A 24,251-nucleotide genomic window follows, 5' to 3' on the forward strand; every position below is an offset into this window, starting at 1 on the left:
GATCCTCACGGCCGCCTCCTGACGCCTGTGACTGAACGTCCGCGCCGCCGGCGGCCAGCATGGATGTCATGAAGGCACCTGTGATCGAGGTACGCGACCTGGACCTGAGCGAGGCCGTGCGGAACGTCTCGTTCACCGTGGCCGAAGGGGAGGTCTACGCGCTGCTGGGCCGGTACGGCTCCGGCAAGACCACCCTCCTGGAGATGCTCGCCGGCCTGCGCCGTCCCTCGGGCGGAACCGTCCGGCTCCGCGGCGCGGACCCCTACGGCGACCGCGACTCCGCGCGCGCCGGGGCCGTCTGGCGCGACGGCGGCCTGTTCCCGGGGCTGACCGTCACCGAGGTCGTCGACACGTGGCGGCGCTGGACGCTGGACCCGCTCACCCGCGACGAGGTGCTCCGCCTGGCCCGCCTCACCGACGTCGCCGACGTCCCGTTCGAGCGCCTCGGCGCCGGGCGGCGGCGCATGCTCGACCTCGCGCTCGCCCTGGTCGGGCGGTCCGACGTCCTGTTCCTCGACGAGCCCACCGCGGGGCTGGACGAGGCGTCCGCCCGCGAGGTGTGGGCCGTCCTGCTCATGCTGGCCGCGGACGGGGTCAGCGTGGTGGTCACGACCCGCGACCCGGACGAGGCGTGCCGCGCCGACCGGGTCGGGATCCTCGACGAGGGCCGCCTCGTCACCGGCCGCGACGCCGCCCGGGTCCGCGCGGACGCCGGCCGCGCGGCCTGACCGGCCCCCGGTCGTCCCGGAACAGCCCCGGAACAGCCAGCGTGCCGGCCGCATACGCTGGGCGCGTGCAGCCCAGGATCCCCCGTCCCACCGTCATCGCCGCGATCATCGTGGGGATGACGGTGCTGACGCTGGCCGGGTTCCTGCTGCCGGCGCTCTGGTACGAGATCACCGAGCGGCGCGATGCGGGCCTCCTGCTCCTCGCCGTCACCGGCGCCGGCGCCGCGTTCGCCCTGTACGCGCGGCTCCTGTGGCAGAACCTGATGCGCCGCACCGCGCCCGTCCACCGGCTCGGGCTGGCCGCGATCGCGCTGATCTGCTGGACGATGCCGCCGCTGCTCGGCACCGGCCAGGGCTGGGGCAACGCGCTGCTGGTCCCGGCCGGGCTGATCGCCGTCGTCCTCCCGGTCCGCGAGGCGATCGCGGTGACGGCGGCGGCGACCGTCCTGACCCCCCTGTACGGCGCGCTCCTCGGGCTTCCCGCGCTGACCGTCGTCTACGAGGTCACCGGGGTGCCCCTCGGCGCCTTCTCCGGGTACGTCACGGTCTGGCTGTTCCACGTCGTGCAGGAGCTCCGGGAGGCCCGCGCCGAGCTGGCCAGCTCCGCCGTGGGGGAGGAGCGGCTCCGCTTCGCCCGCGACCTGCACGACGTCCTCGGCCACAGCCTCCAGGCGGTCGCGCTGCGCGCCGAGGTCGCCGAACGGTTCGTGGAACGCGACGACGGGCGCGTCCGCAAGGAGCTGACCGAGATCCAGACGATGGCGCGGGACGCCGTCCGGGACGTGCGCGAGGTCGTGCGCGGCTACCGGGCCACGTCTTTGCGCACCGAGCTGGACGGGATGTCCGCCGTGCTGCGCGCCGCCGGGATCCGGTGCGAGCGCCCCGAGGTGTCCGCGGCGCTGCCCGCGCACGTCCACGAGCCGCTCGGCTGGGTCGCCCGCGAGGCCGCCACCAACGTGCTGCGCCACTCCAGCGCCACCTGGTGCGAGATCAGCGTCGAGGCCGGCCGCGACCGCGTCCGGATGGAGATCGTCAACGACGGCGCGGGGCGCCGGGCCGGCGACGCGGGCAGCGGCCTGACCGGCCTCGCCGAACGGATCGCCGCCGCCGGCGGCGAGTTCGCCGCGGGCCCGGCCGGCGACGGGACGTTCCGGGTGACCGCCGCCGTCCCCGCCGAGGCGGCCGTCCCCGCAGAGGCGAAGGGTGAGGCATGATCCGCGTGCTGCTGGCCGACGACCACCTCCTGATCAGGGAGGCGCTCGTCCTCCTGCTGGAGACCGAGGACGGCATCGAGGTCGCCGCCGACGTCGGGCGCGGCGACGAGGCCGTCGACCGCGCCCTCGCCCTCAAACCCGACGTCGCCGTCCTCGACATCGACATGCCCGGGCTGGACGGCCTGGCCGCCGCCGAACGCCTCGCCCGCGACCTGCCCGGCTGCCGCCTCGTGATCGTGACCGCGCACGGGCGTCCCGGCAACCTGCGCCGCGCCATGGCCGCCGGCGTCCGCGGCTTCCTCGGCAAGGACGCCCCGGGCCGGCGGCTCGCCGAGGTGATCCGGCAGGTCGCCGCGGGCGCCCGCTACATCGACCCGCAGCTTGCCGCCGACGCCCTCGCCGCCGAGGAATGCCCCCTCACCCCGCGCGAGCTGGACACCCTCCGCGCCGCCGCCGGCGGCGCCCCCGTCTCCCGCATCGCCCGCGACCTCGGCCTGTCCGAGGGCACCGTCCGCAACTACCTCTCCGCCGCCGTCACCAAGCTCGGCGCCGACAACCGGCACGCCGCCGCCCGGACCGCCCACGACCTCGGCTGGCTCTAGTACGGGCCCGCACGCCCTAGCGGCGGGCCAGCATGAGGGAGCCCCGCTTCGTCACCGGCAGGGGCGTGCGGAGCCGGCCGGCCGCCTCGGCGGCCTGGGGGCGGGGCATGCGGCGGGCGATCAGGTAGTCGCGGATCGCGGCCCGGTCCGGGAGCGTGATCAGCGGGGCGTCCCAGCGCTCCACCTCGACCTCGCCGAAGACCTCGCCGACGCGGTCGGGGGCGTCCTCGGCGTCGAACGGGGTGGGTTCGGGACGCCAGACCGGCGACAGTTCCGGGCTGTCGTCGCGGCGGATCGCGGAGACGAGCAGGAGCCCGCCGGGGGCGAGGACACGGCGTGCCTCGCGCAGCGCGCGGCCCGGATCGTCCAGGTAGTAGAGCACGTTCACGGCGACGGCGGCGTCGAACGTGCCGTCCCGGAACGGCAGGCGCAGCGCGTCGGCCCGGACGCGGGGGGCCGGATGGGCGGCCAGCAGGGCGGCGGACGCGTCCGCGCCCACGAGCCTGAGCGGGGGCGGATGGGGGAGGGCGGCGCTGAGGGCGCCCTCCCCGCAGCCGATGTCCAGGACGAGGGACGCGCCGGCGTTCAGCAGCTTCGAGGCGACGTGATCGTGGAGGCTCCGTGCCCCGATCAGATACTTCCTGGTGACCCTGCCTGCGAGGCGGAAGCGCTCGGGGTCGGAGTCGTCATCGGGTGTGAGGGCCATGCAGGGAGTCTTCCCGGTGAGCCGCCTGGAAAGCGTCGTCAGGCGGTGGCGCCGCCGTCGATGACGAGGTCGTGGCCCACCACGTGGGTCGACGCGTCCGACGCGAGCCACAGGACGGTCGAAGCCACCTCGGACCGGTCCGCCACACGGCCGGCCGGGATCGCGCTACGCATCCGGACGGCACGGTCGGTCTCGTTCTCGCCCGGTAGCAGCGACATCGGGGTGTCGCTCGCCCCGGGACTGACGGCGTTGATGCGGACACCATCGGCGATGTGGTCGAGCGCGGCCGTACGGGTGAGGACGCTGACCCCGGCCTTGGACGCCGCGTACGCCGCCATGCCCGGCCGCCGGCCGTGCGACCCGATGCTGGACGACACGTTGACGATCGCGCCGCCGCCGTGGGCGCGCATGTGGGCGATCTCGTGCTTCATCGACAGGAACACGCCGGTGAGGTTGACGTCGATGACGCCGCCCCAGGCGTCGGCGTCGACGTCCGCGACGGGCCCGACCGCGCCCAGGATCCCGGCGTTGTTGACCGCGACGTGCAGGCCGCCGTGGCGTCCGGCGACGGTCTCGACCATCCGGGCGGCGGACGCGGCGTCGGTCACGTCGGCCACCACGTGATCGGCCGGGCCGTTGTCCCCGTTCTCCCCGAGCTCCTTGACGGCCTCCGCGAGCGCGGTCGCGTCGCGGCCGGCGAGGACCACGGTCGCGCCCTCGCGGGCGAAGGCGTGCCCGATGGCGCGGCCGAGGCCGCCCGCGCCGCCGGTGATGAGGACGATCTTGCCGTTGAAGCTCATGAACCGACTCCGATTGTAGATCGATCGTTCTTGAAAGGGGGCGTGCGGCAGGGCGGCCGCAGGGGCCGGAGGATCAGTCGAAGAGGGCCAGCGCCTCGCGCGCCGCGTCCCGGAGGCGGCCGTCGCCGGCCGGGGCCCGGCCCAGCACCCGCATGCCCTGGAACAGGACGAGCAGCAGCCGGGCCAGCGACCGGGGGTCCCTGTCCGGCGGCAGCTCGCCCTGCGCGCGGGCGCGCGTCAGCGCCGACGTCAGCGACGCCTCCAGGAACGCCCAGCTCGACTCCACGAGCCGCGCCGCGTCGGGGTCGCGCGCGGCCAGCTCGACCGCCGTGTTCACCACCAGGCAGCCGCGCCGCGGCCGGTCGCGGCCCGACTCCTCCGCGTACCGCTCGATCAGCGCGCGCACCGCCGGCAGGACCGGCCCCGGCCGCGACAGCGCCTCGGCGATCTTCGGATCGGTGTCCTGGAGGTAGCGTTCGAGGGCCTTCAGGTACAGCTCGTGCTTGCCGCCGAACGTCCCGTAGATGCTGGCGCGGGCGATGCCGAGGTGCTCCACGAGGTCGGCCATCGAGGTCGCCTCATACCCGCGCTCCCAGAACAGGTCGAGCGCGCGCCGCAGGGCGGCGTCGGGGTCGAACTCCTTCGTCCGTGCCATGCCCGGACGGTATCCCGTTCAAGAACGAACGGTCAAATATCAGGCCTGCGGACGCGCGGGGACGGCCGGGCGGTCGAGGTCCATGGCGTCCAGCACCGATCCGTCGGCGGCGAGCGCCTCCACGACCGGCCCGCGGCGGGCGGCCCACACCACGACGACGTGCCCGTGCCCGGGGACGTCCAGGATCCGGTTGCCGACCCGGACCCGCGCCACCTCCGCCGAGGCCCGCAGCCGCGCCTCGTTCACCCACTTGGCGCCCCACGGCAGCAGCCGGTTGGAGTTGCGGACCGTCCGGCCCGAGCCGTACTTCAGCAGGTGGCGGCCCATCTCGCCGGACGAGCGGCGCGCGAGGGGCTCGGCGGGCGCCGACCCGCCGGCGCCGCCCAGCTCCCGCCACTCGCCGTCGCGGCGGTGGAACGTCCAGCCCTCGATGAACCCGGACGCGTCGCCGGCCCACTGGTAAAGGAACGTGACAACGGCGACGTCGCCGTCCATGTCGAGTCCGAGCGGAAGGAAGTCCCGTCCTTCCTCGAAGGCGTCGGGAGCGGGGACGGGCAGGCCGTCCCTGAGGAGCCGCATGCACTCCTCGTGCACCTCGTGGTCGTTCATGTTCGGGACCTCTGGATCGTGCAGGCGGGGCACGTCGCGCGAGCCGGGCACGTCGCGCGAGCCGGGCACAGCGTGCGGGCAGGGCGACGTGCGGGCGGGGCGACGTTCGGGCAGGGCAAAGGGCCCTCGCGGAGAGGGCCCTCACGTGGCACTCACTCTAGAGGTCCGGCTCGTCTGGTTTCACCCATCTGGCGTACTCCCGTCAAGGCTTTGCCGATCACTGTTCACCGAATCGTCGATCATGGCTCTGCGCTGGGTGGACGACCGTGCGGCGAGGACCGCGCACAGGCCCGCCAGCGGGAGTTCCAGTCCGGCCGCGAGCATGATCGCCGACGCGCGGGCGGCCCCCGGCGCGGCGGTCGCCACGTCGAACCACGCGTCCACCGCCAGGAGCGTCCCGGCCACGGCGGCGCCCAGTCCGGAGCGAGGATCGCGGCGCAGGAGCAGCACGCCCGTCCCGAGCAGCGCGGCGGCCTCCATCGCGTCCAGCCCCACCCAGGCCGTGGACCAGTTCGGCACCGTGGCGGTGGACGGCATCGTGGCGGCGAGCACCCACATCCAGGGCACGAGCGCCGCCGCGCCGCCGACCAGGCCCCAGCCGGCCCACCGCCGTTTCTCCGCTCGCCGCATGGTGGAGGCGAGAGACGAGACCGGGCGGCTCCCGTGCGGCATGACGCGCGGCGGGGTTGCCCGGCGGAGGCGGGGGGCGGTGGTGACCATGCGGACTCCTGATGGACGGCGAGGCTTGATCGGCGCGCATCCGCTCCGGGATGCCCGATCCAAGCCTCGCCGTGGCGTCCATCACGGTCAGTAACGTCGTTTTCCGACTTGGGGTGGCATTAGGTTCACCCTCGGACCTCCAGCCTGGTGCATGGTGGCGGACGAACCGCGGCAATACGGTTGCCCCATGGCGTCCACCACCGCGATCAGCCGCGCCCGCGTGCGCGCGCCGTGGTCGGCGGAGGCGTGGCGCGACACGGTGTTCGTCGTCTCCGGGGTGCCGCTGCAGTCCGCCGGCTGGCTGGTCCTCGGCGCGCCCTGGACGGTGTGGGCGCCGGTGCGCGCCACGCCGATCCTCGTCCTGGCCGGGACGTCGGTCGTCGTGCTGCTGCTCGCGCTGCGTCCGCTGACGTCCTGGCAGCGGGAGCGGTGCTGGGCCGTGCTCGGCCTGGACATTCCCCGCATGCCGGGCCTCGGCGGCGGGCGCCCGTGGGACCCCCTCCGCGACCTCCGCTCGCCCGACCTGTGGCGCGTGCTGCGCTACCACCTCGTCGCGGGGCCGCTCCTCGCGACCGGCGGGCTGGCCGTGATCATGATGTGGACGGCCGGGGCCGCCCTCGCCGCCTTCGGCCTGTACGCGTGGGCGCTGCCGTCCGGCCGCGCGGGGCACGTCGGCGCGCTCACGGCGACCGGCGTCCTGCTCCTGGCGGCCGTGCCATGGGCGGCGGCGGGCGTCCGCGCGCTGGACGCCCGCGCCGCCGCCGCGCTCCTCGGCCCCGACCGCGCGAGGGAACTGGAGCGGCGCGTCGAAGACCTGGCCGAGAAGCGCGCCGGCGTGGTCGACGCCGCCGACCTGGAGCGCCGCCGCATCGAGCGGGACCTGCACGACGGAGCGCAGCAGCGGCTCGTCTCCCTCGCGCTGAACCTGGGCCTCGCCCGCGAGACGCTCACCGGCGTCCCCGACGCCGCCATGCGGGTGATCGTCGAGGCGCACGAGGAGGCCAAGGAGGCGCTCGCCGAGCTGCGCACGCTGATCCGCGGCCTGCACCCGGCCGTGCTGGAGGACCGCGGCCTGGACGCCGCGCTGTCCGGCGTCGCCGCGCGGGTTCCGCTGCCCGTCCGGCTGCGCGTCGCGGTGGAGCCGCGCGCCTCGTCCACCGTCGAGGCCGTCGCGTACTTCGTGGTGTCCGAGGCGCTGACCAACGTCGTCCGGCACGCGAAGGCGGGCGAGGTGGACGTCGCCGTCGAGCGTGTCGGCGACGTCCTCCGGGTGAGCGTCCGCGACGACGGCGTGGGCGGCGCCGACCCGTCCGGCGGGACGGGCCTGACCGGGCTCGCGCGGCGCGTCCGGTCCGTGGACGGTACGTTCCGGATCACCAGCCCCGCCGGGGGACCGACGACCGTCACCGTGGAGCTGCCGTGCGCGTTGTGATCGCCGAGGACTCGGTCCTGCTGCGGGCCGGGCTGATCAAGCTGCTGGAGACCTCCGGGTTCGAGGTCGCGGCGGCCGTCGGCGAGGCGGACGGGCTGCTCGCCGCCGTGCGCGAGCACCGGCCCGACGCGGCGATCGTGGACGTCCGGATGCCGCCCGGCTTCACCGACGAGGGCGTCCGCGCGGCCCTGGTCATGCGGCGGGAGGCGCCCGAGGTCGCCGTCCTGCTGCTGTCGCAGTATGTCGAGGAGCGGTACGCCGCCGACCTGCTGTCGAGCGGCGCCGGCGGCATCGGCTACCTGCTCAAGGACCGCGTCGCGGACGTCTCGGTCTTCCTGGACGCGCTGCGCCGCGTCGCGTCCGGCGGCACCGCCCTGGACCCGGAGGTCGTCTCGCAGCTCCTCCTGCGCCGGCACCGCGACCCGCTCGACCGGCTCACCCCGCGCGAGCGGGAGGTCCTGTCGGTGATGGCGGAGGGCCGCTCCAACGCGGGGATCGCGGCGGCGCTGGTGGTGAGCGAGAGCGCGGTCGCCAAGCACATCAACGGCATCTTCGCCAAGCTCGACCTGCCGGACGCCGAGGGCGACCACCGCCGCGTCCTCGCCGTCCTCCGGTTCCTGGACGGCGATACGTGACCGCCGAGGCCCCAGACCGGCCCCGGCGCCGCGGCGTGTGGATCGCGCTGGCGGCGGTGACCGCGCTGGTCGTGGTGACGCCCGTCGTGCCGGTGGCGCTCGGCCGGGCCGTCGAGCGGACCTCCTCGTCCGTCACGCCCTACCGCCACGCGATCAGGGAGCTGCGACTCGACATGGCGGGCGCGGGCGTCTCGGTCGGCCCGGCCCCGGACGGCGAGGCCCGCGTCCGGCGGGACCTCAGGTGGGGGCTCAGCAGGCCCGACGTCACCGAGTCGCTGGTCGGCGACGTGCTGGTCGTCACCTTCCGCTGCGCCGGGAGGGACGTCCTGGGCGGCGGCTGCGGCGCCGACATCGACGTGCGGGTGCCGGTGGGGACGCGCGTGTCGGCCGTGTCCGGGTCAGGGGACATCAACGTCCGGGGGCTGACCGGAGACCTCGACCTGCGGACGGGATCGGGCGCGATCGGCGTCGACGGCGCGCGCGGCCGGCTGCTGCTGCGGGCGCGCTCCGGCTCGATCAGGGCGACGGGCCTGACGTCCCCGAGGACGCGGGCACGGGTCTCGTCCGGCTCCCTCGACCTGCGCTACGCCGAACCCCCGCGGGCCGTGGACGCCTCGGCCGACTCGGGCACCGCGAAGATCATCGTGCCGCCGGGCACGCGCTACGACGTGCTGGCATGGGCGGCCTCCGGCGCGACCCACCTGAACCGGGCCGTCATCGACCCTCACTCGTCCCGCTCGATCTCCCTCCACACCCGCTCCGGCACGGCCTACATCGACGACCACGACGACTGATCCCCCAATGCGACGCCGGGGACTCCGCGAAGGCGAGGAGTTTGCCGGACGTCCCGCGGGGCGCGGAGGTCGCCGTCCCGAACGACCCGGCCAACGAGGGGCGCGCGCTGAAGCTCCTCCCCCCGCGCGACGCCCGGACGGAAACCGCCGCGGTTTGTCCGCTGGTCCTGATAGGACATGTGCCGACGAACTCGCGAAGGGGACCCATGGGCGTTTATCAGCACCTTGAGGAGTACGCCGGACTGCCGGTGGCCACGTTCAACGAGGACACGGACGCGGCGGAGACCGAGGAGGAGGGCGACGGCCGCGGCGCCGCCGGCGCGGCGCTGCCGCCCGCGGGCGAGGCCGCCTGGTTCGTCGGGACGTCCTTCGACGAGGAGGCGTTCGGCGACGTCTTCGCGCGGTTCCTGGGCACGGTCGACACCTCCGAGGTCACGGCGCTGATCATCGGCTACTGGGGGGCGGAGTACGACAGCGGCGCCGCCGACCCGGTGGCGCTGCTCACCGAGGCCGCCGCGTCCTTCCCGAAGCTGCGGGCCCTGTTCCTCGGCGACATCACCGGCGAGGAGTCGGAGATCTCCTGGATCGAGCACTCCGACATCTCGCCGCTGTTCGCCGCGTTCCCCGGCCTGGAGCGCTTCGACGTGCGCGGTTCGCAGGGCCTCGCCCTCGACCCGATCAAGAGCGACGCGCTCAGGGTGCTGCGCTTGGAGTCGGGCGGGCTGCCGGCCGCGGTCGTCCGGGCCGTGGGGGCGAGCGATCTGCCGAACCTGGAGCGCCTCGACCTGTGGCTCGGCGAGGAGAACTACGGCGGTGACGCGACGGTCGCCGACCTCGCGCCCTTCCTCGGCGGCGAGCGGCTGCCCGCGCTGCGCCACCTCGGCCTGGAGGACAGCGAGATCCAGGACGAGATCGCCGCCGCGGTCGCCGGCGCGCCGATCGTGGCGCGGCTGGAGTCGCTGAGCCTGGCGATGGGCATCCTCACCGACCAGGGCGCCGAGGCGCTGCTCTCCGGGCAGCCCCTCACCCACCTGCGCAAGCTCGACCTGCATCACCATTTCCTCTCGGACGCGATGGTCGAGCGGGTGAGGGCGGCGCTGCCCGGCGTGGAGGTCGACCTGGACGACCAGGTGAAGCAGGACGACGACTGGCGCTACATCGCGGTGTCCGAATGATCCAGGAACGCCTCTCGACGTTCGCCGGCCTGCCCGTCCACGCCTTCGACGGCGACCCGGAGGGCGGCCCGCTTCCCGCCGCCGGCGAGGTCGCCTGGGGGATCTACCACCACATCCACGACAACGGCGCGTGGGGGGCGGAGGTCCCCGAGAACTTCGACCGCTTCTTCCAGGAGGTCGACACGGCGGAGGTCACCCACCTCGTCATCGGCTACTGGGGGTTCGACTGCGAGGAGTTCGACCCGGTGGAGCGGCTGGTGGAGGCCGCCGACCGGCTGCCCCGGCTCCGGGCGCTGTTCCTGGGCGACATCCGCGACTGGGACCTGCACCTCTCGTGGATCAAGCACACCGACGTGTCGCCGCTGTTCGACGCCTTCCCCGGCCTGGAGCACTTCGAGGTGCGCGGCTCCGACGGGCTGGGGCTGGAGCCGCTGCGCGGCGCGCGGCTGCGGACGCTCCGGTTCGAGGCGACCCTGCTCCCGGCGGAGGTCGTCCGGGCGGTGGCCGACAGCGACCTGCCGGCCCTGCGGCACCTCGACATGTGGCTCGGCATCAACGACCTGGACGGGTGCTCGCAGGTCGACGACCTCGCGCCGATCCTGGCGGGCGACCGGCTCCCCGCCCTGCGGCGGCTCGGCCTGGAGAACGCCGCCGCCCAGGACCGGATCGCCGAGGCCGTCGCGGACGCGCCGGTCCTCGCCCGGCTGGAGTCGCTGAGCCTGGCGCTCGGCACGCTCACCGACACGGGCGCGGAGGCGCTGCTCGCCGGCCGTCCGCTCACCCGCCTGCACGAACTCGACCTGCACCACCACTACCTGACCGAGCCGGTGGCCGACCGGGTGCGGGAGGCGCTGCCCGGCGTCCGGGTGAACCTGGACGACCCGCAGGGGTACCCGGAATGGCTGAAGCGCCGGTATCGGAAGATGGACCTGGACTTGAGCGGCTCCTACATAGCGGTCGCGGAATGAACCTCGTCGTGGTGGCGACGCCCGGCGACCGCCGTCCCGTGCTGTTCGCGGCGGCGTGCCGGGCCGCCCGCCTGCCCGAGCCGCGGCTCATCGCCTGGACGGACGTGCTGCGCGGCGGCCCGCTCCCGCTGCGGCCGGGTGATCTGGTGCGCATCGACTCCCCGGGAGAGGACCGCGAGGCCGACGCGCTGCTGCGCGGCCCCGGCGAACCGGCCCGGGTGGGCGGCGGCGCGCGCTGGTACGCGACGTTCACGGCGGCGCTGCGGCGGCTGTCGGAGGCGGCCTCGGTGGCCGGGGCGAGAATCCTCGGCGACATCGAGGACATCGCGGTCATGTTCGACAAGCGGCTGTCGCATGCGCGGCTGCTGGCCGCCGGGGTCACGGTCCCCGCCGCACTGCCCGGCATCGACGGCTACCGCGCGCTCCGTTCGCGGATGGAGGAGGCGGGGGAGCGGCGGGTGTTCGTCAAGCCGGCGCACGGCTCGTCCGCCTCCGGGGTCGTGGCGCTGCAGACCGCACCGGGCCGGGTGAGGGCCGTGACCTCGGCGTTCCTGGCGGGGGACCGGCTGGTCAACTCGCTGCGCGTCCGCTCCTACGAGACCGAGGAGGAGGTCGCGTCCCTGATCGGCCTGCTCGCGCCGGACGGCCTGCACGTGGAGCGGTGGCTGCCCAAGGCCACGCTCGACGGGCGCGTGTTCGACCTGCGCGTCGTGGTCGTGGGCGGCGAGCCCACGCACGCCGTCGTCCGGACGAGCCGCACACCGATGACCAATCTGCACCTGGGCGGCGCCAGGGGAGACCTGGGTGCGGTGCAGCGCGCGCTCGGCGAGGACGGATGGAGGCGGGCCCTCGACGTGTGCGCGCGGGCCGCCGCCACTTTCCCGGGCAGCCCGATGGTCGGCGTCGACCTGCTCGTAGGGGCGGGCCTGAAACGGTTCTCGGTGTGCGAGGTTAACGCGTTCGGTGACCTGCTGCCCGGGCTGACCGGCCTGGCGGGCGGCCCGGCCGAAGGGCTCGACACCTACGCCGCACAGGTCGGGCTGCTGGCGTGCGCGACATGAACGAGGTCATCGGCGGCCACGACCTGCTGCTGGTGACCCTCGACACGCTGCGCTACGACGTCGCCGCCGAACTGGCCGCGTCCGGGGAGACGCCCACGCTCGCGGGCCTGCTGCCAGGTGGACGCTGGGAACGCCGCCACACGCCGGGCAGCTTCACCTACGCCGCGCACGCCGCGATGCTGGCCGGGTTCATGCCGACGCCCGCGTCCCCCGGTCCGCACCCGCGGCTCTTCGCCGGAGCGTTCCCCGGCAGCGAGACGACCGCGCCCCGCACGTGGACGTTCGACGCCGCCGACCTGCCGTCCGGGCTCGCCGCAGCCGGCTACCACACCGCCTGCGTGGGCGGCGTCGGGTTCTTCAACAAGCTGACGCCGCTCGGGTCGGCGCTCCCGTCGCTGTTCGCCGAAAGCCACTGGGAGCGCGCGTTCGGCGTGACCGACCCTGAGGCCCTGCCCAACCAGATCGACCGCGTCGCCGACATCATGGGACGGCTTCCGTCCGGCCGGCGTCTGTTCCTGCTCCTGAACGTCGCGTCCCTGCACCAGCCCAACTGGTTCTACCTGCCCGGGGCCACGCAGGACGACGGCGACACGCGCGCCAGCCACGCCGCCGCCCTCCGCCATGTCGACGCCCACATCGGCCGGCTGTTCGCGCTGATGCGCCGCCCCTGCCTGGTCATCGTCTGCTCCGACCACGGGACGGCCTACGGCGAGGACGGCCACACAGGGCACCGCATCGGCCACGAGGTCGTCTGGACCGTTCCGTACGGGGAGTTCGTTCTGCCTTGAAGCCTTACCAGGGATACGTGTACGCGTATCCGCACAAGACCGCCTACCGTCCACTGGATCCCGCTCCTGCGCTGAGCGAGGTGTGGGCGGGGGAGCCGCTCGACTCGCTGTTCCTCTACCTCCACGTGCCCTTCTGCGAGATGCGGTGCGGCTTCTGCAACCTCTTCACCCGCACGGGTGCACCCGAGGAACTGACCGGCGCCTACCTGGACGCACTCGACCGGCAGGCGACCGCCGTCCTGGACGCCTTGGACGCTCCCGTCTTCGCCACCGCGGCCTTCGGCGGCGGCACACCGACCTACCTCACGGCGCCCGAACTGGAACGCCTCTGCGACATCGCGGCCCGGTTCCCCGGATTCGGGACGACCCCCCTCGGCGTCGAGACGTCCCCCGCCACCGCCACGACCGACCGGCTGACCGTCCTCGCCGAACGCGGAACCACCCGGATCTCCATCGGCGTGCAGAGCTTCCTGGACGAAGAGGCCCGCGCCGCCGTCCGTCCCCAGAAACGCGCCGAAGTGGAGGGCGCGCTGGACCGCATCAGGGCGGCGGGCTTCCCGACCCTCAACATCGACCTCATCTACGGCATCGACGGTCAGACACCCGCGACATGGATGCACTCCCTGAACGCGGCCCTTGCGTGGCGCCCAGAGGAGATCTACCTGTATCCGCTTTACGTCCGTCCGCTGACCGGTCTGGGACGCCGTGCCCAAGACTGGGACGACCAGCGCCTCACCCTCTACGGCATCGGCCGTGACCACCTTCTGGCCGAAGGCTACGAGCAGGTGTCGATGCGGATGTTCCGGCTTCCCGGCGGCGCCGCCAACGGCACCGAGTACTGCTGCCAGACCGACGGCATGGTCGGCCTGGGGTGCGGAGCCCGTTCCTACACGTGCCGTCTTCACTACTCGTTCGAGTACGCGGTCGGCGCCGGCCAGGTGCGCTCCATCATCGACTCCTACGTGAGCGAGACCGACTTCACGACCGCCCGTGTCGGGTTCGCCCTGGACGGCGACGAGCGACGACGGCGCCACCTGGTCCAGTCCCTCCTCCAGGTGGCCGGGCTCAACCGGCATGCCTACCGCGAACGCTTCGGCACCGACGCCTTGGACGACTTCGCCGACCTCGCGACGCTCGGCGACCGGGGATGGCTGGACACCACCGGCGACACCGTGCGGCTGACGCCGGAGGGGCTCGCCTATTCCGACGCCATCGGCCCCGCCCTGTTCTCGCCGCACGTCCGGGAACTCATGGCCGCCTACGAGGCGCGCTGATGGACCACCTCACCATCCTCTACCGAGGGCCGCTGTCGAGCTGCGACTACGACTGCCCGTACTGCCCCTTCGCCAAGCGCCGCGACACCCCGGCCCAACTGCGCGCCGACCGCGCCGCGCTCGAACGCTTCACGGCCTGGGTCTCCGCCTGCGACCACCCCGTCTCCGTCCTGTTCACGCCGTGGGGCGAGGGCCTCGTGCGCTCCTGGTACAGGCGGGCCCTCATCACCCTGAGCCACCTCCCGCACGTAGAGCGGGTGGCGATCCAGACCAACCTCAGCCACCGCGTCTCATGGACGGCCGACGCCGACCTCACGCGGCTCGCGCTGTGGGCGACCTACCATCCCGGCCAGGTCCCCTACGAGCGCTTCCTGGGCAAATGCCGCGACCTGGAGGCGCGCGGCGTCCGCTTCAGCGTCGGGATCGTCGGCCGGCCCGACCACCTCGACGCCGCCCGCCGACTGCGCGCCGATCTGTCCGCCGACACCTACCTGTGGGTCAACGCCGCCGAGGGGCGCGTCTACGACGAGGCCGAAACCGCCTCCTGGACCGGCATAGACCCGCTCTTCCCGCTCAGCCGCCACCCCCACGCCAGCCGCGGCCTGCCCTGCCGGACGGGCGAGACCGTCGTGTCCGTGGACGGCGACGGCACGGTCCGCCGGTGCCACTTCGTTCCGGCCGTCCTGGGCAACCTCTACGACGGCTCTTTCCGAACCGCCCTGCGCCCCCGCCCCTGCCCCCTCGACACCTGTGACTGCCACATCGGCTACGTCCACCTGAGGCCGTTGTCCCTCTACACCACCTTCGCCAACGGCATCCTGGAACGAATCCCCGCCCACCTGACCCTCCCGCAAGCCCAGAACGACACGCACACGAGAGCACCAACCCGGTAGCCGCGCACGGTCGCGGTGGCATGGCCGGGGGTGGTCACTTGGGTGAGGTTCCACGGTGCGGCAGGTGACAGGACCGGGTGCGAGGTGTGGCGCGGGCCAGGCGGGGGAGTACCGCCGGAGGCCGTGCAGGACGGACGCGGAGGGCGCATGCTTGCCGTAGCCGGTGAACTTAGGCGGTTTCGTGAACCATCGACATCGAACCCGTTTCGTTCTCGCACTCGAGCCGAAGGAGGCCGCGGTGCGGGCGGCGCGCGACACGGTGCGCGCGGCGCTGGAGGGATGGGACCGGCGGGACGTCCACGGCGACCTTGAGCTCATCACCAGCGAACTCGTCACGAACGCGATCCGGCACGCGAACTCGATCACGCTCGTCCTGTACCCGCCCGACGACGAGACCGTGATGGTGGAGGTGTGGGACGACAACCCGCAGGGGCCGTCCGCGCCCATCGTCGACTTACAGGCGGAGGGCGGCCGGGGGCTCCTGCTCGTCGGCGCGCTCTCCGACTCGTGGGGGTGGCGGTCCACCGCCGGCGGCAAGGTCACCTGGGCGCAGACGACGGCGCCGTAGGGCGGACGTCCCTTGGTGACTGGGGAAGTGCGACCAAGGGACGTCCGCTGGCTCAGGTCTGCTTCTCGGGGTGGTAGTCGGCCTCGTCCACGCCGAACGTCCAGGCGACGCCCGCGCGCGCCGTGCGGATGCCGGGCGGGACGCGGAGGTAGTAGGTGCGGTGCGTCCCGTCGGGTTCGGGCGTGGAGTTGACCACCTCGACCATGACGACGGGTTCGTCGCCGGGCAGGTCGATGGACCACAGGACTCCCGTCTCGTCCCGGTGCAGGGGCCGCGCGCCCGTCTCGGCCAGATACCGGTCGTATCCGAAGATCTCCAGCATCACCCGCCGCAGCTCGGCGTTCTCTTCGGACGAGATGCGGTCGGCGGTCAGGCCGGCCAGCGAGGAGACGAAGTCGGGCGGGATGGGCATGCCGCGCCAGGCGTGCAGCGCGAACCCGTCCGGGTAGGCGAGGGCGGGGCCGTCGCCCCGGTGCAGCCGCCCGGGCTCGTCCCGATGCAGGTCGCTGGGGCGTTCCGACAGGATCACCAGCCGCTCGTAGGGCCACCACCAGCCGGCGGAGCGGGCGACCTCCGCGAGGCCGGCGAGCGGGCCGTCCAGCCGTCCGAGCGACTCGAACAGCGCCAGCCACGGCGCGTCGTGCTGGCCCAGGACGGCGTCGAGGGCCGCGGCGCGCAGCAGCGACGCGGCCCGCTCCTCGTCAGGGGCCGGCAGCCCGTTCCCGGCCGCGCGCGAACGGGCATGGGCCTGCTCCCCGATGGCGGCGCGGACCCGCGTCACGAGCGACTGGACCTGGTTCCAGAGCAGGCCCCCGGTCTCGGCCCACGTGCGCGGCCACTGCTCCGGCCCCTGTTCGGAGCAGGCCGCCGCACGTTCCGCCTCCCAGGGGCGGGTCCGCACATCCGCGAGGACGCTCGCACCCACCTGCCCCTCACCCACCGGCCCCTCGCCCAGATCGGCGCGGGCCCGTCCGAGCAGGTCGTCCAGCCCGGCCGCCTTGAGCACGCCGCCGTGCCCGGCCAGCACGGCCGCCGCGACGGCGCCGCGCGCGGGGGAGGGCACCCACACGTACCGATCGGGGCGGGCCAGGCCCGCGGCGGCATAGGCCGCTGCCACTCCCGCCTCGGCCCGTCCGCGGTCGGCCGGGCCGGTGGTGAACGCCGCCGACTGCCAGTCGCCTACCACGTAGTGCGTCTCGCGCACCGTTCCGGTGAGCATCCCGTCCCCCTCAGTCGGCCACGACGCGGACGGCGCCGGGCACGTACTCGCGCTGGCGGATCACCCGGTACCACCCCTTGGGCAGGGTGATCGCGGCGTGCTCCTCGTGGACCAGGCGCCCGCCGGACGGCAGGTGCAGGTGGTCCGGGGCGAGCGGATCGGGGACGCGCAGCAGCGAGCCGGGCGCGGACAGCGCGTGCGCGTGCCCGGTGGCCTCGCCGAGCGCCAGCACCATGCGCCCGCGGCCGTCGCGCGGGGCCGGCGGCAGGCCGCGGACGGACGCCGGGACCGCCTCCTCCGGTACGGGCAGGATCAGGATGTCTCCCTGTCGGTACATGCCGCGAACGTAACGCCCGCCACCGACAGAACGAGGGGCGTCAGAAGCCGCGGGTGCGGCGCGCGGCCGGCCGCGCCCAGCGCCCGGACCCGCCGAGGCCGACGCGCTGGAAGGCGCGCACGAGCTCACCGCCGAGGTTCACCCCGGCGCCCAGGGCGAGCGCCACGGATATCGCCCCGATGAGGCTCAGCACGCCCGTGTTCGGCGAGCCGGTGTTGAGCTCGACCATGCCCCGGTAGAGCGCCGTCCCGGGCAGGAGCGGGCCGATGGCCGGGACCACGAACGGCATGACGGGCTGGTTGTGCCTGCGGGCCAGCCAGTTCGCCGCTACGCCGACGACCGTGGCCGCGACCGCCGCCGCCAGCACCGGGGGAACGTTCCACAGGCGCGCCAGGACGTACAGCACCCAGATCAGCCCCCCGCCCAGGGCCGCCGCCGTCAGGACGTACCGGGGCGCGGCGAGGGAGATGGCGAACGTCACCGAGATGGCGGCGGCGGCGATGACCGCGACCGGACGCAGCTCCGCGGCCGGTGTGGGCAGGTGGCTGACGTCGATGGGCACGTCCAGGTTGACCGAGACGTAGACGACCGCGCCCAGCCCGGCGACGATCGCCGCGATCATGAAGAAGACCTCCAGGATCCGCGCCCCGGCGCTGACCAGGTCGCCGGTGATGCCGTCCTGGAGGCTGGCGACCAGCGGACGTCCCGGCAGCAGCGCCAGGATCGACCCGGTGACGATCGTGGCGGCCTGCCCCGGATTGCCCAGCGCCACCACCAGCGCCGCGGCGGCGGCGCCGATCGCGGCGGCGACCGTCAGCTGGAAGAACTCCGCGATGCCGCGCCGGGCCAGGGCGGCGGCGGTGCGGTCGCCGAGGAGCGTCGCGAAGAACGCGGTGGACGCCACCAGCGGCCCGCCGCCGGACAGCACACTGCCCGACGCGGCGATGAGCCCCAGCGAAGCGACCATCAGCCAGGCCGGATAGGGGGCGCGCCCCCTTTTTATCTCTGCGAGCCGCTCGTGCGCGTCGTCCAGTTCCAGCATGCCGATGGACGCGTCCTGGACGAGCTGGTGCAGCGCGGTGAGCCGCCAGTAGGCCGGAGTGCGACGGCGGATGGCGCGCGTCCCCGTCATGGGCGGCGCGCCCTTGCCGGGGTGGGCCGAGACCAGGAGGCTCGTCAGCGTGACCTGGACCTCGCACCGGGGAAGCTCATAGGCCAAGGCGAGGCTGAGCATCGCCTCGTTGACGCGCTCGGTGGTCTCGCCGCTGGCCAGCAGCAGTTCACCCACGCGCAGAACAAGGTCGATCGCCCGCGGATCGACGTTCTCGCCGGGCTCCTCCTCGGGCGGTTCGGGGGGAGATCCGTCCATCAGGACATGCCATGTCCGCCGCAAGCGTTCGGCCGCGCGCATTCCCCCGCTCGTGCCCCTTCCCCGCCTTGTAGCCGATCTTGACTGGCAGGCTACCCAGGGCCGGGGCGTCCGAAATCCGCGGCTCCCCGCGCAGTGTCCACAGAACGCGATTCGGGTGCGGTGCCTTCCGCGGCGCTGGTACCAAGGACGCATGAGCACTTCAGAGCAGCTCCGGGACGAGGCCGAGCGGTGCCTGCGCGCCCTCGCCGGCGATCACGCGCGGCTCCGCGACGACCAGTGGACGGCGATCAGCGCGCTCGTCGTCGAGCGGCGCCGGGCCCTGGTCGTGCAGCGCACCGGGTGGGGCAAGTCCGCCGTCTACTTCGTGGCGACCCGGCTGCTCCGCGAGCGCGGCGCCGGCCCCACCGTGATCGTCTCGCCGCTGCTGGCGCTGATGCGCAACCAGATCGAGGCCGCCGACCGGGCCGGCATCCACGCCCGCACGATCAACTCGTCCAACACCGGCGACTGGGACCAGATCTTCGCCGAGGTCGAGCAGGGCGCGGTGGACGTCCTGCTCGTCAGCCCGGAACGGCTCAACAACCCCGACTTCCGCGACCTCGTCCTGCCCAAGCTCGCCGCCGGGGCCGGCCTGGTCGTCGTCGACGAGGCGCACTGCATCTCCGACTGGGGCCACGACTTCCGGCCCGACTACCGCCGGCTGCGCACCCTCCTCGCCGAGCTGCCGCCCGGCATCCCGGTGCTCGCCACCACCGCCACCGCCAACGCCCGCGTCACCCAGGACGTCGCCGAGCAGCTCGCCGGCGACGATGCCCTCGTCCTGCGCGGCCCCCTCGAACGCGCGTCGCTGCACCTCGCCGTCGTCGCGCTCCCCACCGCCGAGCAGCGCATCGCCTGGCTGGAGGAGCACCTCGCCGACCTGCCGGGCTCCGGCATCATCTACACGCTCACCGTCGCCGGCGCCCACGAGATCACCGGCTACCTGCGCGACCGGGGCCACGAGGTCGCCGCCTACTCCGGCCAGACCGAGCAGGCCGAACGCCTCCAGGCCGAACAGGACCTCCAGGACAACAAGCTCAAGGCCCTCGTCGCCACCAGCGCCCTCGGCATGGGGTTCGACAAACCCGACCTCGGCTTCATCGTCCACGTCGGCGCACCGCAGTCGCCGGTGGCCTACTACCAGCAGATCGGACGCGCCGGGCGCGGCGTCGACCGCGCCGAGGTCATCCTGCTCCCCGGCCCCGAAGACCGCGACATCTGGGCGTACTTCGCCAGCCTGGCGTTCCCTCCGGAGCACACGGTCCGCACCACCCTGGAGATCCTCGAAACGGCGGGCCGCCCGCTCTCCACGGGCGCCCTCGAACCGATGGTCGACCTCACCCGGTCCCGCCTGGAGATGATGCTCAAGGTCCTCGACGTGGACGGCGCGGCCCGCCGGGTCAAGGGCGGCTGGACGTCGACCGGCCAACCCTGGTCCTACGACCGCGAACGCTACGAGCGCGTCACCGCGGAACGCCGCCGCGAGCAACAGGCGATGCTCGACTACATCTCGACCCCGGCCTGCCGAGAGGAGTACCTGCGCCGCCAGCTGGACGACCCGGACGCCGCTCCCTGCGGCCGCTGCGACAACTGCACGGGCCGCCACTGGCCCGCCGACGTCGGCGCGGAGAGCGCCACCCGGGCCCGCGACCGCCTGCACCGCCCCGGCGTCGACATCGCCCCCCGCCGCATGTGGCCCACCGGCGTCAAGGACGACCTCGGCGTCTCCGGCCGCATCAAGCCGGACCAGCAGGCCGAGACGGGCCGCGCCCTCGGCCGCCTCACCGACATCGGCTGGGGCAACCGCCTCCGCGAACTGTTCGCCGCCCCCGACACCGACGTCCCCGCCGACCTGGTGGACGCGGTCGTCAAGGTCCTCGCCGCCTGGGACTGGCCCGCCCGCCCGACCGGCGTCGTCACGATCGGCTCCCGCTCCCGCCCTCGCCTGGTCACCACCTTCGGCCGGAGCATCGCCCAGATCGGCCGCCTGGCCTACCTGGGCGAACTGACACCGCTCGGCGAGCCCGTCCCCCGCCGCCACAACAGCGCCCAGCGCCTGCGCTCCGTCTGGCACAGCCTGGCCGTCCCCGACGACCTGGCCCAGGCCCTCCCCGGCAACCCCGGCCCCGTCCTCCTGGTGGACGACCGCCTGGAAACCGGCTGGACCATGACCGTGGCCACCCGCCTGCTGAAGGAAGCAGGCGCAGCCCAAGTCCTCCCCCTGACCCTGGCCACCCCCAACTGACCCAACCCCCGACTGACCCAAGGCCGGGCTGCTGCCGGCCCGTCCGCGGGCGCAGCCCCAGAGGCGGTGTCCTGGGGTCCTGCGGTCCCGGTGGTGGCCGGCCCGAGGGTTGTCAGGGGGTGGGGGTGTACGTGGTCTGGGTGAAGGTGCCCTTGGTGAAGGTGAGGATCTTGGCCGGGTGCACGGCGAAGACGAGTGCCTCGGCGCCGTCGGCGTGGGCGAATCCGGTGTCGGTCGGCTGGAACTGCCACTGGCCGTCCCACTTGGCGGCCCAGGCGGCGGCGAGGCGCTTCAGCGAGGCGGGTGCGGTGACGCGCTCGGCCGTGCCCTCGACGATCACGTCGAGGCCCCCGTCCCAGCGGTTGCAGCCGGTGGTCAGCGCCACGCGGGGGTTGCCGGCGAGGTTCAGGGCCTTCTGCTCCTCGCGGCCGGTGCAGAAGTGGAGCGCCTCATCGAGCCACACGGCCACCAGGGGCGTGATGTGAGGTCGCCCGTCGGAGCGGACGGTGGTGATCCAGAACAGTTGCGCGGAGTCCAGGGCTTCACGGGTGGTCGCCCACGGGACCGGCCGGGTGCCGGGGTCGCTGAAGCGCTCGTCGAGCCGTGGAGTCGGGTTCTTCATGATCATTCCGTTCGGTCGCGTTGAGTCGGGCATGGTCCGCCCTCCAGGAGGCGGTTGTCGGACACCGAGGTCCTGCGTTGCGCCGATGAAGACCTTCGGGACGCTGGCTACTCATCGGTGGATCTCGGGCTTCTTCCCGCAATCCGCCGCTCCAGCCTGCGGCGAAGTCCGGACTCGCGCATCGGACGCCCTGGAGAGGGGGTCGTTGACCGCCCGCGCGCCCCCGTGGGCGCGGGCGGGACGATCGGGCCGGTCCGTGCGCGCGGCCCCGCGCACGGACCGGCGTCCGGTCCCGGCGCCGCGGCGGAGAAGGGCCGCGGCGAACGGGAGTCGAGGCGCCGGGCGGCGGCCCCGGCGGCCGGCACCGCCGGGGCGCGCCCGGGAACGCCGCCGTCCAGGTGGGACGGATGACGGCGGCGTGGTCTGGAGAAAGTGTTCTAGAGGTTAGAAAACTCTGTCCAGTTGTTTGCAAGAACATCTTGAGATAAGTTCAGCGGGAAATGTCATCATTTCCCGCTCGGATGGCCGCTCGGCCATTTCCTCGGGACGGCGAAACAGGTAGTAATGTCCCTCTCCGTGACCCTCGACGCGCTGCTGGATTGCCCGTCCGGGCTGCTCGACACGACGTTCGACCAGTTGCGGACGCTCCTGGTGGTGCACGAGACCGGATCCGCACTGCGGGCCGCGCGCGTCCTGGGGCGGGAGCAGTCGAGCGTCCAGAAGCAGCTCGACATCCTGAACCGCAACAGCCAGAGCCTGTGCGGCGAGGTGCTGACCGTCCGGCAGGGGCGCGGCAGGGACTTCCTGTTCACGCCTACGGGGGAGGCCACCGTCGAACTGGCGCGCATGACGTTCGACAAATGGCTGGAGTCCATTCATCTGAGCCGGCGCCGCCTCGGCCGGATGCTCACCGTCGGCACCACCGAGTTCACCCTGCCGATCGTCTCCCGCGCCTGGAACCGCGTCTCGGAGGAGTTCCGGCAGCGCGAGGTCGAGTTCAAGGTCGCCCACGTCCGGACCAAGGACGTATGGTCACGGCTGGAGAACCGGCAGGTCGATCTCATCTGCGGCAGCATCGTGAGCACTCCCGAGGGCGACCTGCGCCTGAAGGAGTACGAGGTCATCGAGTATGCGCGGGGCCAGGCGCTGCTGCTGACGAACCTGCCGGAGAACGAGCTGCCGGACACGCCGGTCGAGACGAGCGGGCTCGGCCGCGTCCCGCTGGTGGTGCCGCCCGCCGGGCTGGTCGCGGACCTGCTGGCCACCTGGTACGGGGCGAACTTCCGCGACCGGCTCAACGTCGTCGCCGACATCGACGACGTCCACTACGGGTTGTCGCTGCTGCGGTCCGGGTTCGTCCGCGGCTGCATGATCGTCACCGGGTCGATCGGCCGCGGCATGGCGGCCCAGGACGATCCAGACGCCGTCCCGCTCCGCACCATCAAGCTCCACGACGACCTGGAGCCCAAGGCCGAGCTGATGACCGGCGCCTTCGTCCGCCGCGCCGACCTCGAACGCTACGACGCAGGCCATCCCCTGAACCGCCTCTGGGCGGCGGTGAAGGAGGACGTCCGCACCTACACCCCTCTTGCCTGACCGCCATTTCGCCCCGAGGCCGCTCGATCGATCCCTGGTTGGCGAACCACGGGCGGCCATGCGGAGCGGCGTGCGGGCACGATGCAGCGCGCGGCGGCTTGAGGGGCGCGTGCCTCGGTCGACCGGGGGCCCGGGGCCCCCGGCGCCTACTTGATCTGGTTGTCGACCACGTCGAGGGTGGGGCGGGCGCCCAGGTGCTTCATGGCCTGGGCGGCGAGGCGGCAGCCGGCGGTGAGCGCGTCGGCGGGCTGCTTGCCGTCCAGCCACGGGGGCAGGAAGCCCGCGACGAACGCGTCGCCGGCGCCGGTGCCGTCGACGACCTTCTCGACGGGTTCGGCGGCGACCGTGACGGGTTCGGGCCGGCCGTTGGTGTACCAGAGGGCGCCCTCGGCGCCGTTCTTGATCACTACCTGCGGGTACCAGGCGGTGAGCACCTTGGCGGCCTGCGCCGGCGTGTCGCGGCCGGTGAGGATCTCGGCCTCCTTGGCGTTGACGACCAGGAGGCGGGCGCCCTGCGTCCACTCGAGGAAGGGCTCGGCGCCCATCCGCTTGAGGGGTGAGGAGGAGCCGCCGTCCACCGAGACCGACATCTGCGCCTGGCGGGCCAGGTCCAGGGTGTGGATGGCCGCCTTCCGGGAGCCCTCGTTGATCAGGGAGTACCCGGAGAGGTGCAGGTGGGTGCCCTGCGAGAACAGGTCCTTGCAGCGCTCGATGTCCTCGGGGAGGAGCGCGCCGTTCGCACCGGGATCGGAGAGCATGGTGCGGTCGCCCTTGTGGGTGACCATCACCACGCACGTGCCGGTGGGACGTTCCTGGTCCATGACGAGGCGGGCGTCGACGCCGTACCCCATCATCTCCATGTCCCGGTTCCGGCCCGCGATATCGGAGCCACGGCGTCCGACGAACGCGACGTCGACCCCCTCCAGGGCGAGCCAGGCCGCCACGTTGGCGCCCGAGCCGCCCCCGTGGGTCGTCACGGCGGCGGGCGTGTCGCTCCCCTTTGCCAAGGGGAACGCGGCACGCGCCACGGTGTCTGTCATAAGATCGCCGACCACGACCACGCGCGTCATGGAGTCATCACCTCGATCAACACGGCCCGCGCGAGCGGCAACACTGGGCGTGTGGTTGACCGTAACAGCTCTTGAGCCCGGATTAGGTCTCGAACGCGCAGCGAAACCCGGGGAAGCCCAATTTTTCCC

The 24,251-nt window shown here is 73.5% G+C and carries 25 protein-coding genes and 1 pseudogene; 16 read left to right on the top strand and 10 right to left on the bottom strand.

Going from position 1 to position 24,251, the window contains the following annotated elements; all coding sequences use genetic code 11:
* Window positions 1-68 precede the first annotated feature (68 nt).
* From SM611_RS33985 to SM611_RS33995, 3 genes are all read left to right on the top strand, one after another.
* Window positions 69-728, top strand: coding sequence for an ABC transporter ATP-binding protein (locus tag SM611_RS33985; protein ID WP_371954434.1), 660 nt, complete (start codon window positions 69-71; stop codon window positions 726-728).
* A gap of 65 nt (window positions 729-793) precedes the next feature.
* A complete protein-coding gene (locus tag SM611_RS33990) occupies window positions 794-1,942 on the top strand; it encodes a sensor histidine kinase (RefSeq protein WP_371954435.1) in 1,149 nt (382 codons plus the stop codon).
* Window positions 1,939-2,544, top strand: coding sequence for a response regulator (locus tag SM611_RS33995; RefSeq protein WP_371954436.1), 606 nt, complete (start codon window positions 1,939-1,941; stop codon window positions 2,542-2,544). Before SM611_RS33990 ends, SM611_RS33995 begins: the two co-directional genes overlap by 4 nt.
* 16 nt (window positions 2,545-2,560) lie before the next feature.
* On the opposite strand, the gene SM611_RS34000 is transcribed toward SM611_RS33995, so the two are convergent.
* From SM611_RS34000 to SM611_RS34020, 5 genes are all read right to left on the bottom strand, one after another.
* Window positions 2,561-3,250, bottom strand: a complete 690-nt coding sequence (locus SM611_RS34000; RefSeq protein WP_371954437.1) for a class I SAM-dependent methyltransferase — start codon at window positions 3,248-3,250, stop codon at window positions 2,561-2,563.
* Window positions 3,251-3,288: 38 nt separating this feature from the next.
* A complete protein-coding gene (locus SM611_RS34005) occupies window positions 3,289-4,050 on the bottom strand; it encodes an SDR family NAD(P)-dependent oxidoreductase (RefSeq protein WP_371954438.1) in 762 nt (253 codons plus the stop codon).
* Window positions 4,051-4,123: 73 nt separating this feature from the next.
* Window positions 4,124-4,705: a TetR/AcrR family transcriptional regulator gene (locus tag SM611_RS34010; RefSeq protein ID WP_371954439.1), complete on the bottom strand. Its 582-nt coding sequence runs from the start codon at window positions 4,703-4,705 to the stop codon at window positions 4,124-4,126.
* 39 nt (window positions 4,706-4,744) lie between these two features.
* Window positions 4,745-5,314 (bottom strand): hypothetical protein, encoded by a 570-nt coding sequence (locus SM611_RS34015; RefSeq protein ID WP_371954440.1) that lies wholly within the window; start codon window positions 5,312-5,314, stop codon window positions 4,745-4,747.
* Between the two features lie 180 nt (window positions 5,315-5,494).
* Entirely contained in the window at window positions 5,495-6,034 is a 540-nt protein-coding gene (locus SM611_RS34020) for a hypothetical protein (RefSeq protein WP_371954441.1), read from the bottom strand.
* Between the two features lie 187 nt (window positions 6,035-6,221).
* Here SM611_RS34020 and SM611_RS34025 point away from each other — a divergent pair, with 187 nt between their 5' ends.
* From SM611_RS34025 to SM611_RS34075, 11 genes and pseudogenes are all read left to right on the top strand, one after another.
* Window positions 6,222-7,466 (top strand): sensor histidine kinase, encoded by a 1,245-nt coding sequence (locus SM611_RS34025; RefSeq protein WP_371954442.1) that lies wholly within the window; start codon window positions 6,222-6,224, stop codon window positions 7,464-7,466.
* Complete coding sequence (locus tag SM611_RS34030; RefSeq protein ID WP_371954443.1) at window positions 7,454-8,101, top strand: response regulator; 648 nt, start codon at window positions 7,454-7,456, stop codon at window positions 8,099-8,101. Before SM611_RS34025 ends, SM611_RS34030 begins: the two co-directional genes overlap by 13 nt.
* The gene (locus SM611_RS34035) at window positions 8,098-8,895 is read left to right on the top strand and encodes a DUF4097 family beta strand repeat-containing protein (RefSeq protein ID WP_371954444.1); all 798 of its coding nucleotides are present in this window, start codon (window positions 8,098-8,100) and stop codon (window positions 8,893-8,895) included. The genes SM611_RS34030 and SM611_RS34035 overlap by 4 nt, the downstream gene beginning before the upstream one ends.
* Window positions 8,895-9,002 (top strand): annotated as a pseudogene (locus tag SM611_RS34040) (MetQ/NlpA family ABC transporter substrate-binding protein); the annotation flags it as partial. The gene SM611_RS34035 and the pseudogene SM611_RS34040, both read left to right, overlap by 1 nt.
* Window positions 9,003-9,101: 99 nt before the next feature.
* Window positions 9,102-10,070 carry an STM4015 family protein gene (locus tag SM611_RS34045; protein WP_371954515.1) on the top strand — a complete coding sequence of 323 codons (969 nt, stop codon included), beginning with the start codon at window positions 9,102-9,104 and terminating at the stop codon, window positions 10,068-10,070.
* Complete coding sequence (locus tag SM611_RS34050; RefSeq protein ID WP_371954445.1) at window positions 10,067-11,038, top strand: STM4015 family protein; 972 nt, start codon at window positions 10,067-10,069, stop codon at window positions 11,036-11,038. Before SM611_RS34045 ends, SM611_RS34050 begins: the two co-directional genes overlap by 4 nt.
* Window positions 11,035-12,099: an STM4014 family protein gene (locus SM611_RS34055; protein WP_371954446.1), complete on the top strand. Its 1,065-nt coding sequence runs from the start codon at window positions 11,035-11,037 to the stop codon at window positions 12,097-12,099. Before SM611_RS34050 ends, SM611_RS34055 begins: the two co-directional genes overlap by 4 nt.
* On the top strand, window positions 12,096-12,887 hold the full coding sequence (locus SM611_RS34060; RefSeq protein WP_371954447.1) for an STM4013/SEN3800 family hydrolase: 792 nt from the start codon (window positions 12,096-12,098) through the stop codon (window positions 12,885-12,887). The genes SM611_RS34055 and SM611_RS34060 overlap by 4 nt, the downstream gene beginning before the upstream one ends.
* A complete protein-coding gene (locus tag SM611_RS34065) occupies window positions 12,884-14,161 on the top strand; it encodes an STM4012 family radical SAM protein (RefSeq protein WP_371954448.1) in 1,278 nt (425 codons plus the stop codon). The genes SM611_RS34060 and SM611_RS34065 overlap by 4 nt, the downstream gene beginning before the upstream one ends.
* A complete protein-coding gene (locus SM611_RS34070; protein WP_371954449.1) occupies window positions 14,161-15,054 on the top strand; it encodes an STM4011 family radical SAM protein in 894 nt (297 codons plus the stop codon). The genes SM611_RS34065 and SM611_RS34070 overlap by 1 nt, the downstream gene beginning before the upstream one ends.
* A gap of 181 nt (window positions 15,055-15,235) precedes the next feature.
* Window positions 15,236-15,622 carry an ATP-binding protein gene (locus SM611_RS34075; protein WP_371954450.1) on the top strand — a complete coding sequence of 129 codons (387 nt, stop codon included), beginning with the start codon at window positions 15,236-15,238 and terminating at the stop codon, window positions 15,620-15,622.
* A 52-nt stretch (window positions 15,623-15,674) separates the two neighbouring features.
* Here the strand turns inward: SM611_RS34075 and SM611_RS34080 are convergent, their stop codons facing one another.
* Genes SM611_RS34080 through SM611_RS34090 form a run of 3 tightly spaced genes read right to left on the bottom strand, consistent with a single transcriptional unit; the run spans window position 15,675 to window position 18,547 of the window.
* Complete coding sequence (locus SM611_RS34080; protein WP_371954451.1) at window positions 15,675-16,841, bottom strand: DUF6745 domain-containing protein; 1,167 nt, start codon at window positions 16,839-16,841, stop codon at window positions 15,675-15,677.
* 10 nt (window positions 16,842-16,851) lie between these two features.
* Window positions 16,852-17,178, bottom strand: coding sequence for a DUF8820 family protein (locus SM611_RS34085; protein WP_371954452.1), 327 nt, complete (start codon window positions 17,176-17,178; stop codon window positions 16,852-16,854).
* A 40-nt stretch (window positions 17,179-17,218) separates the two neighbouring features.
* Window positions 17,219-18,547 (bottom strand): threonine/serine exporter family protein, encoded by a 1,329-nt coding sequence (locus SM611_RS34090; RefSeq protein ID WP_371954453.1) that lies wholly within the window; start codon window positions 18,545-18,547, stop codon window positions 17,219-17,221.
* Window positions 18,548-18,740: 193 nt separating this feature from the next.
* Between SM611_RS34090 and SM611_RS34095 the strand changes: the two genes are divergently transcribed.
* Window positions 18,741-20,834, top strand: coding sequence for a RecQ family ATP-dependent DNA helicase (locus SM611_RS34095; protein ID WP_371954454.1), 2,094 nt, complete (start codon window positions 18,741-18,743; stop codon window positions 20,832-20,834).
* A gap of 112 nt (window positions 20,835-20,946) precedes the next feature.
* Here SM611_RS34095 and SM611_RS34100 read toward each other — a convergent pair whose 3' ends face one another.
* Window positions 20,947-21,456, bottom strand: coding sequence for a pyridoxamine 5'-phosphate oxidase family protein (locus SM611_RS34100; RefSeq protein WP_371954455.1), 510 nt, complete (start codon window positions 21,454-21,456; stop codon window positions 20,947-20,949).
* A gap of 576 nt (window positions 21,457-22,032) precedes the next feature.
* Between SM611_RS34100 and SM611_RS34105 the strand changes: the two genes are divergently transcribed.
* Entirely contained in the window at window positions 22,033-23,052 is a 1,020-nt protein-coding gene (locus SM611_RS34105) for a LysR family transcriptional regulator (protein WP_371954456.1), read from the top strand.
* A 146-nt stretch (window positions 23,053-23,198) separates the two neighbouring features.
* Here SM611_RS34105 and SM611_RS34110 read toward each other — a convergent pair whose 3' ends face one another.
* Window positions 23,199-24,122, bottom strand: a complete 924-nt coding sequence (locus SM611_RS34110; protein ID WP_371954457.1) for a carbohydrate kinase family protein — start codon at window positions 24,120-24,122, stop codon at window positions 23,199-23,201.
* Window positions 24,123-24,251 lie beyond the last annotated feature (129 nt).

Origin of the sequence: Actinomadura monticuli, from assembly GCF_041463655.1 — a bacterium.
Taxonomy (GTDB): Bacteria; Actinomycetota; Actinomycetes; order Streptosporangiales; family Streptosporangiaceae; genus Spirillospora; species Spirillospora monticuli.

What these genes read in the sequence shown, in the direction of transcription:
- SM611_RS34015 (WP_371954440.1), bottom strand. Translation starts at nt 5,314, where the DNA reads ATGAACGACCACGAGGTGCACGAGGAGTGCATGCGGCTCCTCAGGGAC.
- SM611_RS34045 (WP_371954515.1), top strand. Translation starts at nt 9,102, where the DNA reads ATGGGCGTTTATCAGCACCTTGAGGAGTACGCCGGACTGCCGGTGGCC.
- SM611_RS34080 (WP_371954451.1), bottom strand. Translation starts at nt 16,841, where the DNA reads ATGCTCACCGGAACGGTGCGCGAGACGCACTACGTGGTAGGCGACTGG.
- SM611_RS34020 (WP_371954441.1), bottom strand. Translation starts at nt 6,034, where the DNA reads ATGGTCACCACCGCCCCCCGCCTCCGCCGGGCAACCCCGCCGCGCGTC.
- SM611_RS33995 (WP_371954436.1), top strand. Translation starts at nt 1,939, where the DNA reads ATGATCCGCGTGCTGCTGGCCGACGACCACCTCCTGATCAGGGAGGCG.
- SM611_RS34025 (WP_371954442.1), top strand. Translation starts at nt 6,222, where the DNA reads ATGGCGTCCACCACCGCGATCAGCCGCGCCCGCGTGCGCGCGCCGTGG.
- SM611_RS34070 (WP_371954449.1), top strand. Translation starts at nt 14,161, where the DNA reads ATGGACCACCTCACCATCCTCTACCGAGGGCCGCTGTCGAGCTGCGAC.
- SM611_RS34085 (WP_371954452.1), bottom strand. Translation starts at nt 17,178, where the DNA reads ATGTACCGACAGGGAGACATCCTGATCCTGCCCGTACCGGAGGAGGCG.
- SM611_RS34050 (WP_371954445.1), top strand. Translation starts at nt 10,067, where the DNA reads ATGATCCAGGAACGCCTCTCGACGTTCGCCGGCCTGCCCGTCCACGCC.
- SM611_RS33985 (WP_371954434.1), top strand. Translation starts at nt 69, where the DNA reads ATGAAGGCACCTGTGATCGAGGTACGCGACCTGGACCTGAGCGAGGCC.
- SM611_RS34090 (WP_371954453.1), bottom strand. Translation starts at nt 18,547, where the DNA reads ATGGACGGATCTCCCCCCGAACCGCCCGAGGAGGAGCCCGGCGAGAAC.
- SM611_RS34095 (WP_371954454.1), top strand. Translation starts at nt 18,741, where the DNA reads ATGAGCACTTCAGAGCAGCTCCGGGACGAGGCCGAGCGGTGCCTGCGC.
- SM611_RS34110 (WP_371954457.1), bottom strand. Translation starts at nt 24,122, where the DNA reads ATGACGCGCGTGGTCGTGGTCGGCGATCTTATGACAGACACCGTGGCG.
- SM611_RS34060 (WP_371954447.1), top strand. Translation starts at nt 12,096, where the DNA reads ATGAACGAGGTCATCGGCGGCCACGACCTGCTGCTGGTGACCCTCGAC.
- SM611_RS34005 (WP_371954438.1), bottom strand. Translation starts at nt 4,050, where the DNA reads ATGAGCTTCAACGGCAAGATCGTCCTCATCACCGGCGGCGCGGGCGGC.
- SM611_RS34000 (WP_371954437.1), bottom strand. Translation starts at nt 3,250, where the DNA reads ATGGCCCTCACACCCGATGACGACTCCGACCCCGAGCGCTTCCGCCTC.
- SM611_RS34100 (WP_371954455.1), bottom strand. Translation starts at nt 21,456, where the DNA reads ATGAAGAACCCGACTCCACGGCTCGACGAGCGCTTCAGCGACCCCGGC.
- SM611_RS34055 (WP_371954446.1), top strand. Translation starts at nt 11,035, where the DNA reads ATGAACCTCGTCGTGGTGGCGACGCCCGGCGACCGCCGTCCCGTGCTG.
- SM611_RS34010 (WP_371954439.1), bottom strand. Translation starts at nt 4,705, where the DNA reads ATGGCACGGACGAAGGAGTTCGACCCCGACGCCGCCCTGCGGCGCGCG.